This window comes from Klebsiella sp. OBRC7, from assembly GCF_000293135.1.
Taxonomy (GTDB): Bacteria; Pseudomonadota; Gammaproteobacteria; order Enterobacterales; family Enterobacteriaceae; genus Klebsiella; species Klebsiella michiganensis.
The window spans coordinates 216,940-225,599 of record NZ_ALNJ01000024.1; the positions used below are offsets into that span (position 1 = coordinate 216,940).

Below are 8,660 nucleotides of genomic sequence, written 5' to 3' on the forward strand. Positions count from 1 at the left end.
ACAACATACTAATGGTGTGGGGTAATTTTAAAAGCCGCCTGAAGTCACAGAAAAAATGACTTCAGGGGTATCTACCCCTTAATACCATGGCGGATCGCTAATCCTTATTTTTCGCAGGCTTTTATAAAAAATATCTTTGTTAATCAATAAAATAAAAAATAGAAATAAATACTACTTTGGTGGTAATTACTGTGTTAACCCGTTTTTATAAGCCATATCGTCTTGATCGTTATCAATTCTCACCCTCTTTCATAGCGTTACCTTCGCTGCAAATCCAGCAATGTCGATTTATCAGAGAGCCGTCAGGCTCCACACAGGAGAGACCCGATGAGTAAATTCCTGGACCGGTTTCGCTACTTCAAACAGAAGGGTGAAACCTTTGCCGATGGGCACGGCCAGCTTCTAAAAACCAACCGGGACTGGGAGGATGGATACCGTCAACGTTGGCAGCACGATAAAGTTGTGCGCTCCACCCACGGTGTCAACTGCACCGGTTCGTGCAGCTGGAAGATTTATGTCAAAAATGGCCTGGTTACCTGGGAAACCCAGCAGACCGACTATCCGCGCACCCGTCCGGATATGCCAAACCACGAGCCTCGCGGTTGCCCGCGCGGCGCCAGCTACTCCTGGTATCTTTACAGCGCCAACCGCCTGAAGTATCCGCTGATGCGCAAACGCCTGATGAAAATGTGGCGTGAAGCGAAAGTTCAGCACAGCGATCCGGTGGATGCCTGGGCCTCTATTATTGAAGACGCCGACAAAGCGAAAAGCTTTAAGCAGGCGCGCGGCCGCGGCGGTTTCGTGCGTTCGTCCTGGCAGGAAGTGAACGAGCTGATTGCCGCCTCAAACGTCTACACCGTCAAAACCTACGGCCCGGACCGCGTGGCGGGCTTCTCGCCTATTCCGGCGATGTCGATGGTCTCCTATGCCTCCGGCGCGCGCTATCTGTCGCTGATCGGCGGCACCTGCCTGAGCTTCTACGACTGGTACTGCGACCTGCCGCCTGCGTCACCGCAGACCTGGGGCGAGCAGACCGACGTGCCGGAATCCGCCGACTGGTATAACTCCAGCTATATTATCGCCTGGGGTTCCAACGTTCCGCAGACCCGTACCCCGGATGCCCACTTCTTTACCGAAGTGCGCTACAAAGGTACCAAAACCGTTGCCATCACCCCTGACTACGCCGAAATCGCCAAGCTCTGCGATCTGTGGCTGGCGCCGAAGCAGGGTACCGATGCGGCGATGGCGCTGGCGATGGGCCACGTCATGCTGCGTGAGTTCCATCTCGACAAACCGAGCCAGTATTTCACCGATTACGTGCGCCGCTACACCGACATGCCGATGCTGGTGATGCTTGAAGAGCGCGACGGCTATTACGCGGCGGGCCGCATGCTGCGCGCGGCTGACCTGGTGGATGCGTTAGGTCAGGAAACGAACCCGGAATGGAAAACCGTCGCTTTTGATGAGAAGGGCGAAATCACCGTACCGAACGGCTCTATCGGCTTCCGCTGGGGCGACAAAGGCAAGTGGAACCTGGAACAGCGCGACGGCAAAACCGGCGAAGACGTTGAGCTGCGCCTGAGCCTGCTGGGCGGCCACGACGATATCGCCAACGTCGGCTTCCCGTATTTTGGCGGCGAAGGCACCGAGCACTTTAATAAAGTCGAGCTGGAAAACGTGCTGCTGCACAAACTGCCGGTCAAACGCCTGCAGAAGGCCGATGGCTCTAGCGTGCTGGTCACCACCGTCTACGACCTGACCATGGCGAACTACGGTCTGGATCGCGGTCTTGGCGATGAAAACTGCGCCAGCAGCTACGATGACGTCAAAGCGTATACCCCGGCGTGGGCGGAGAAAATCACCGGCGTTTCCCGGGCGCACATTATCCGTACCGCGCGGGAGTTTGCCGATAACGCCGATAAGACCCACGGCCGTTCGATGATCATCGTCGGCGCCGGTCTGAACCACTGGTTCCACCTCGATATGAACTATCGCGGTCTTATCAATATGCTGATCTTCTGCGGCTGCGTCGGTCAGAGCGGCGGCGGCTGGGCGCACTATGTTGGCCAGGAAAAACTGCGTCCGCAGACCGGATGGCAGCCGCTGGCGTTTGCTCTCGACTGGCAGCGTCCGGCGCGTCATATGAACAGCACGTCGTACTTCTATAACCACTCCAGCCAGTGGCGCTATGAAACCGTGACCGCGCAGGAGCTGCTGTCACCGTTAGCGGATAAATCCCGCTACAGCGGCCACCTGATTGACTTCAACGTGCGCGCTGAACGTATGGGCTGGCTGCCGTCGGCGCCGCAGCTGGGCACCAACCCGCTGCGCATCGCGGAAGAGGCGAAGAAAGCGGGCATGACGCCGGTCGATTATACCGTCAAATCCCTGAAAGAGGGTTCCATTCGCTTTGCCGCAGAGCAGCCGGAAAACGGTAAAAACCATCCGCGCAACCTGTTTATCTGGCGTTCTAACCTGCTGGGCTCTTCCGGTAAGGGTCACGAGTACATGCTGAAGTACCTGCTGGGTACGGAAAACGGTATTCAGGGCAAAGATCTCGGTAAGCAGGGCGGCGTGAAGCCGGAAGAAGTGGAGTGGAAAGACAACGGTCTCGACGGCAAGCTGGATCTGGTGGTGACACTCGATTTCCGTCTGTCGAGCACCTGCCTCTATTCCGACATCGTGCTGCCGACCGCCACCTGGTATGAAAAAGACGACATGAATACCTCGGATATGCATCCGTTTATTCATCCGCTGTCAGCCGCCGTCGACCCGGCCTGGGAATCGAAAAGCGACTGGGATATCTACAAAGATATTGCGAAGAAATTCTCTGAAGTCTGCGTGGGGCACCTCGGCAAAGAGACCGATGTGGTGACGCTGCCTATCCAGCACGACTCCGCCGCCGAACTGGCGCAGCCGCTGGACGTTAAGGACTGGAAAAAAGGCGAATGTGACCTGATTCCTGGGAAAACCGCGCCGCATATTCTGACCGTCGAGCGCGATTATCCGGCGACATACGAACGCTTTACTTCTATCGGTCCGCTGATGGAGAAAATCGGCAACGGCGGTAAAGGCATCGCCTGGAATACCCAGAGCGAAATGGATCTGCTGCGCAAGCTCAACTACACCAAAGCGGACGGCCCGGCGAAAGGCCAGCCGATGCTTAACACCGCGATTGATGCGGCCGAGATGATCCTGACCCTGGCACCGGAAACCAACGGCCACGTGGCGGTGAAAGCCTGGGCGGCGCTCAGCGAATTTACCGGTCGCGACCATACGCACCTCGCGACGAATAAAGAAGAGGAAAAAATCCGCTTTCGCGATATTCAGGCCCAGCCGCGCAAAATTATCTCCAGCCCCACCTGGTCAGGCCTCGAAGATGAGCATGTGTCCTATAACGCCGGCTACACCAACGTTCACGAACTGATCCCGTGGCGTACGCTGTCCGGTCGTCAGTCCCTGTATCAGGATCACCAGTGGATGCGCGATTTCGGTGAAAGCCTGCTGGTGTACCGTCCGCCAATCGACACCCGCTCCGTGAAAGCGGTGATGGGGGCCAAATCCAACGGCAACCCGGAGAAGGCGTTGAACTTCCTGACGCCGCACCAGAAGTGGGGTATCCACTCCACCTACAGCGACAACCTGCTGATGCTGACCCTGTCGCGCGGGGGGCCGATTGTGTGGATGAGCGAAGCGGACGCTAAAGATCTGGGGATTGAGGATAACGACTGGATCGAAGTGTTCAACAGCAACGGCGCGCTGACCGCCCGCGCGGTGGTCAGCCAGCGCGTGCCGGCCGGGATGACCATGATGTACCACGCTCAGGAGCGTATCGTAAACCTGCCGGGTTCCGAGATCACCGGGCAACGCGGCGGGATCCACAACTCCGTGACCCGTATTACGCCGAAGCCGACCCATATGATCGGCGGCTATGCCCAGCTGGCCTACGGCTTTAACTACTACGGCACGGTAGGGTCTAACCGCGATGAGTTTGTGGTGGTACGTAAGATGAAGAATATTAACTGGTTAGATGGCGAAGGTAACGACCAGGTACAGGAGAGCGTAAAATGAAAATTCGTTCACAAGTCGGCATGGTGCTGAATCTCGATAAGTGCATCGGCTGTCATACCTGCTCGGTCACCTGTAAAAACGTCTGGACCAGCCGCGAGGGTATGGAGTACGCGTGGTTCAACAACGTTGAAAGTAAACCGGGCATCGGTTTCCCGAACGACTGGGAGAATCAGGAAAAGTGGAAGGGCGGCTGGATCCGTAAGATCAACGGCAAGCTGCAGCCGCGCATGGGCAGCCGCGCGATGCTGCTCGGTAAAATCTTCGCTAACCCGCATCTGCCGGGCATCGACGACTACTACGAGCCGTTTGACTACGACTACCAGAACCTGCACAACGCGCCGGAAAGCAAACACCAGCCGATCGCCCGTCCGCGCTCGCTGATCACCGGCCAGCGGATGGATAAAATCACCAGCGGTCCAAACTGGGAAGAAATTCTGGGCGGCGAGTTCGAGAAGCGCGCCAAAGACCAGAACTTTGAGAACATGCAGAAGGCGATGTACGGCCAGTTCGAAAACACCTTCATGATGTATCTGCCGCGCCTGTGCGAGCACTGCCTGAACCCGGCGTGCGTGGCGACCTGCCCGAGCGGCGCCATCTACAAACGTGAAGAAGACGGTATCGTACTGATCGACCAGGACAAGTGCCGCGGCTGGCGTATGTGCATCACCGGCTGTCCGTACAAGAAAATCTACTTCAACTGGAAGAGCGGGAAATCGGAGAAGTGCATCTTCTGCTACCCGCGTATCGAATCCGGGATGCCGACCGTTTGCTCGGAAACCTGCGTGGGGCGTATTCGCTACCTCGGCGTGCTGCTGTACGACGCGGACGCCATTGAAAATGCCGCCAGCGCGGAGAATGAGAAAGACCTGTATCAGCGTCAGCTGGACGTATTCCTCAACCCGAACGACCCGAAAGTGATTGAGCAAGCGCTGAAAGACGGCGTGCCGCAAGGCGTTATCGACGCTGCCCAGCAGTCGCCGGTGTACAAAATGGCGATGGACTGGAAGCTGGCGCTGCCGCTGCATCCGGAATATCGCACCTTGCCGATGGTCTGGTACGTGCCGCCGCTGTCGCCGATTCAGTCGGCCGCCGACGCGGGGGAACTGGGCAGCAACGGTATTCTGCCGGACGTAGAAAGCCTGCGTATCCCGGTTCAGTATCTGGCCAACCTGCTGACCGCGGGCGATACCCAGCCGGTGCTGCTGGCGCTGAAACGCATGCTGGCGATGCGCCACTTCAAACGCGCGGAAACCGTCGATGGCGTACTGGATACCCGGGCGCTGGAAGAGGTAGGCCTCACTGAGGCGCAGGCGCAGGAGATGTATCGCTATCTGGCTATCGCTAACTACGAAGACCGTTTCGTGGTGCCGAGCAGCCATCGCGAACAGGCCCGCGACGCCTTCCCGGAGAAAAACGGTTGCGGCTTTACCTTCGGCGACGGCTGCCACGGTTCTGACAGCCAGTTCAATCTGTTTAACAGCCGCCGTATCGATGCTATCGACGTCACCAGCAAAACGGAGCCGCACCCATGATTGAACTCGTCATTGTGTCGCGCCTTCTCGAGTACCCTGACGCTGCCTTATGGCAGCATCAGCAGGAGCTGTTTGACGCTATCGCCGCTTCGGAAAAGCTCGCGCCGGAGGATGCCCATAAGCTGAGCGTTTTCCTGCGTGACCTGACCGCTCAGGATGTGCTGGACGCGCAGTCTCGCTACAGCGAACTCTTCGATCGCGGCCGCGCGACCTCGCTGCTGCTGTTTGAGCACGTGCACGGCGAATCCCGCGATCGCGGCCAGGCAATGGTTGACCTGATGGCGCAGTATGAACGCCACGGCCTGCAGCTGGATAGCCGCGAATTGCCGGATCATCTCCCGCTGTACCTGGAGTATCTGGCGCAGCTGCCGGAAGCGGAAGCGCTTGGCGGATTGCAGGACGTCGCGCCGATTCTCGGCCTGCTCAGTGCTCGCCTGCAGCAGCGCAAAAGCGGCTACGCGGCGCTGTTTGAGCTGCTGCTCAAGCTGGCTAACGCGCAGGTCGATAGCCAGAAAGTGGCGGAAAAAATCGCCGATGAAGCCCGCGACGATACGCCGCAGGCGCTGGACGCCGTCTGGGAAGAAGAACAGGTGAAATTCTTTGCCGATCGGGGCTGCAATGATTCGGAGATCTCCGCTCACCAGCGTCGTTTTGCCGGAGCCGTTGCCCCGCAATATTTGAATATCTCTAACGGAGGACAGCAATAATGCACTTCCTGAATATGTTCTTCTTTGACATCTATCCGTATATCGCCGGTACGGTGTTCCTGGTCGGCAGCTGGCTACGCTACGACTACGGGCAGTACACCTGGCGTGCGGCCTCCAGCCAGATGCTGGACCGTAAAGGGATGAATCTGGCCTCGAACCTGTTTCATATCGGGATTCTGGGGATCTTTGCCGGTCACTTTCTCGGTATGCTGACGCCGCACTGGATGTACGAATCCTTCCTGCCGGTCGACGTGAAGCAGAAGATGGCGATGATTGCGGGCGGCGCCTGCGGCGTGATGACGCTGGTGGGCGGTCTGCTACTGCTGAAACGTCGTCTGCTGAGCCCGCGCGTGCGCGCCACCACCACCGGAGCGGATATTCTGATCCTCTCCCTGCTGATGGTGCAGTGCGCCCTGGGCCTGCTGACTATTCCGTTCTCCGCTCAGCATATGGACGGTAGCGAAATGATGAAGCTGGTCGGCTGGGCACAGTCGGTGGTGACCTTCCACGGCGGGGCTTCGCAGCATCTGGACGGCGTGGCGTTTATTTTCCGCGTGCACCTGGTGCTGGGCATGACGCTGTTTGTGCTGTTCCCGTTCTCCCGTCTGGTGCATATCTGGAGCGCGCCGGTCGAGTACCTGACGCGCAAATACCAGATTGTTCGCGCCCGTCGCTAATTCGCTGTTTTGATACCCACCCCGCATTGGCGGGGTTTTTTTTCGCCCCAGCCCAGGTTATTGCCCGCCGCGGCAAACAGAATCAGCGCGCCGCCCGCCAGCTGCGTCAGGTTCAGCGAGTGTCCGAATACCAGATTATCGACAATAATCGCCACCACCGGATAGATAAACGACAGCGAGCCGGTAATGGGCGTAGGCAGCTTCTGAATCGCGCTATAGAGGAGCTGATACATAATGCCGGTATGGACGATGCCCAGCGTCAGCAAGACAGGCCATGGAAAATCACCGGAAAATGACGGCATGCGGGCAAACGGCAGAAGCATCGCGACGCCCGTCAGCACCTGAATAAAGGCAATATGCTGCGGCGCAATGGATTTGAGCTTGCGGGCAATCATCGCCGTTAGCGCATAGAAGAAGGCCGCACCCAGCGCCAGACCGATACCGGTGAGCCAGCCAGCGCGATGTGAACCCGTCAGCTCGCTGGACAGTAAGATGACCACGCCGGCAAAGGCGAGAACCAGCCAGCCCCATTTCACCAGACTCACGCGCTCACCTGACAGCATTCCCATCATCACCAGCATAAACGGCTGCGTGTTGTACACCACGGTAGAGAGGCCAATCGAGAGGCGCTCGTAGGCGGCAAACAGCAATAGCCAGTTCACCACTAAGGCTATGCCGCCAAGAATAGCCAGCAACAGCGTGGCGGTTGTCAGCGGGCTGAATGGCTGTTTACTGAACCGAATAAAAATCAACAGCGCAACAGCCCCAATCAGACAGCGCCAGAACACGACTTCCGTCACCGGCAGGCCGGAGAGTAAAACAAACGCGCCAATCGAGCCGGAAATTAACATCGCCAGGCTCATTTGCCAGACGCCTTTTTGTCTTTCACGCATCGCACACCTCCTGATTGAGAGAGGCTATTGTCGGAAAAGAGTGTCGGGTTTTACAGTCATGATATAAGGTTGAATAGTCCAATCTCTTATTAAAGTTAGGTGAAAATGATGGATTACCTTATTGATGATATCGACCGACAAATTTTGGCCTGCCTGGTGGAAGATGCGCGCGTATCGCTGAAGGTGCTGAGCGGTCGTATTGGCCTGACATCGCCCAGTACCGCGGAGCGTCTGAAAAGGCTTGAGGAGCGGGGCGTGGTTCAGGGTTACGGTGCGCGGGTGAATCTGGCGGCGCTGGGGTATACCTTACAGGCGCTGGTACGCGTGCGGCCGCTGCCCGGGCTGCTGCATAAAGTGGATAAATATATCCAGGCGATGCCGGAGTGCATTGAGAGCGACAAGGTGACCGGAGAGGACTGTTTTGTGATCAGGCTGGTGGTGCGGTCGATAGAGCAGCTGGATCAGCTGCTGGACGGGCTGGCGGAGCATGCCCAGTGCAATACGTCGATTGTGAAAAGCTCGCCGGTGAAGCGCCGGCTGCCGCCGATGTAGCCGCGCGTCGCCGGGGTACGGCTGCGCCTTACCCGGCCGACAACGGTGGTAAGGCCTGCGGCAACGCTTTCTCGCTTCGCTCGAATCGAACCTTAGTCGAAGCTTCTCATCCTTCCCGCATGGGATGAATATGGGGCACTGAGCGAAGTGTGAATCCAATACGATATAGAAGTGATGGTGGTGGGGGAAGGATTACTCGGCGCGTTGCGCCTCGCCCTTCGGGTCGTT

General features: G+C 57.7%; 6 protein-coding genes and 1 other RNA gene. 5 read left to right on the forward strand and 2 right to left on the reverse strand.

From position 1 onward, the window contains the following. Positions 1 to 327 precede the first annotated feature (327 nt). From HMPREF1144_RS05600 to narI, 4 genes are read left to right on the forward strand one after another with little or no spacing between them, the layout of a single operon-like run. Complete coding sequence (locus HMPREF1144_RS05600) at positions 328 to 4,071, forward strand: nitrate reductase subunit alpha (RefSeq protein ID WP_009651977.1); 3,744 nt, start codon at positions 328 to 330, stop codon at positions 4,069 to 4,071. Next, the gene (gene narH / locus HMPREF1144_RS05605) at positions 4,068 to 5,603 is read left to right on the forward strand and encodes a nitrate reductase subunit beta (protein WP_004851850.1); all 1,536 of its coding nucleotides are present in this window, start codon (positions 4,068 to 4,070) and stop codon (positions 5,601 to 5,603) included. Before HMPREF1144_RS05600 ends, narH begins: the two co-directional genes overlap by 4 nt. Further along, positions 5,600 to 6,310, forward strand: a complete 711-nt coding sequence (gene narJ, locus HMPREF1144_RS05610; RefSeq protein WP_009652069.1) for a nitrate reductase molybdenum cofactor assembly chaperone — start codon at positions 5,600 to 5,602, stop codon at positions 6,308 to 6,310. Before narH ends, narJ begins: the two co-directional genes overlap by 4 nt. Then, the gene (gene narI, locus HMPREF1144_RS05615) at positions 6,310 to 6,987 is read left to right on the forward strand and encodes a respiratory nitrate reductase subunit gamma (RefSeq protein ID WP_004103123.1); all 678 of its coding nucleotides are present in this window, start codon (positions 6,310 to 6,312) and stop codon (positions 6,985 to 6,987) included. Before narJ ends, narI begins: the two co-directional genes overlap by 1 nt. On the opposite strand, the gene HMPREF1144_RS05620 is transcribed toward narI, so the two are convergent. Further along, the gene (locus tag HMPREF1144_RS05620; protein ID WP_009652042.1) at positions 6,984 to 7,880 is read right to left on the reverse strand and encodes a DMT family transporter; all 897 of its coding nucleotides are present in this window, start codon (positions 7,878 to 7,880) and stop codon (positions 6,984 to 6,986) included. The genes narI and HMPREF1144_RS05620 overlap by 4 nt on opposite strands. A 108-nt stretch (positions 7,881 to 7,988) precedes the next feature. Between HMPREF1144_RS05620 and HMPREF1144_RS05625 the strand changes: the two genes are divergently transcribed. Continuing rightward, positions 7,989 to 8,432 carry an Lrp/AsnC family transcriptional regulator gene (locus tag HMPREF1144_RS05625; RefSeq protein WP_042927072.1) on the forward strand — a complete coding sequence of 148 codons (444 nt, stop codon included), beginning with the start codon at positions 7,989 to 7,991 and terminating at the stop codon, positions 8,430 to 8,432. A gap of 175 nt (positions 8,433 to 8,607) precedes the next feature. On the opposite strand, the gene HMPREF1144_RS31065 is transcribed toward HMPREF1144_RS05625, so the two are convergent. Next, positions 8,608 to 8,660, reverse strand: a non-coding RNA gene (locus tag HMPREF1144_RS31065) — RtT sRNA; the annotation flags it as partial.

What these genes read in the sequence shown, in the direction of transcription:
- HMPREF1144_RS05600 (WP_009651977.1), top strand. Translation starts at nt 328, where the DNA reads ATGAGTAAATTCCTGGACCGGTTTCGCTACTTCAAACAGAAGGGTGAA.
- narH (WP_004851850.1), top strand. Translation starts at nt 4,068, where the DNA reads ATGAAAATTCGTTCACAAGTCGGCATGGTGCTGAATCTCGATAAGTGC.
- narJ (WP_009652069.1), top strand. Translation starts at nt 5,600, where the DNA reads ATGATTGAACTCGTCATTGTGTCGCGCCTTCTCGAGTACCCTGACGCT.
- narI (WP_004103123.1), top strand. Translation starts at nt 6,310, where the DNA reads ATGCACTTCCTGAATATGTTCTTCTTTGACATCTATCCGTATATCGCC.
- HMPREF1144_RS05620 (WP_009652042.1), bottom strand. Translation starts at nt 7,880, where the DNA reads ATGCGTGAAAGACAAAAAGGCGTCTGGCAAATGAGCCTGGCGATGTTA.
- HMPREF1144_RS05625 (WP_042927072.1), top strand. Translation starts at nt 7,989, where the DNA reads ATGGATTACCTTATTGATGATATCGACCGACAAATTTTGGCCTGCCTG.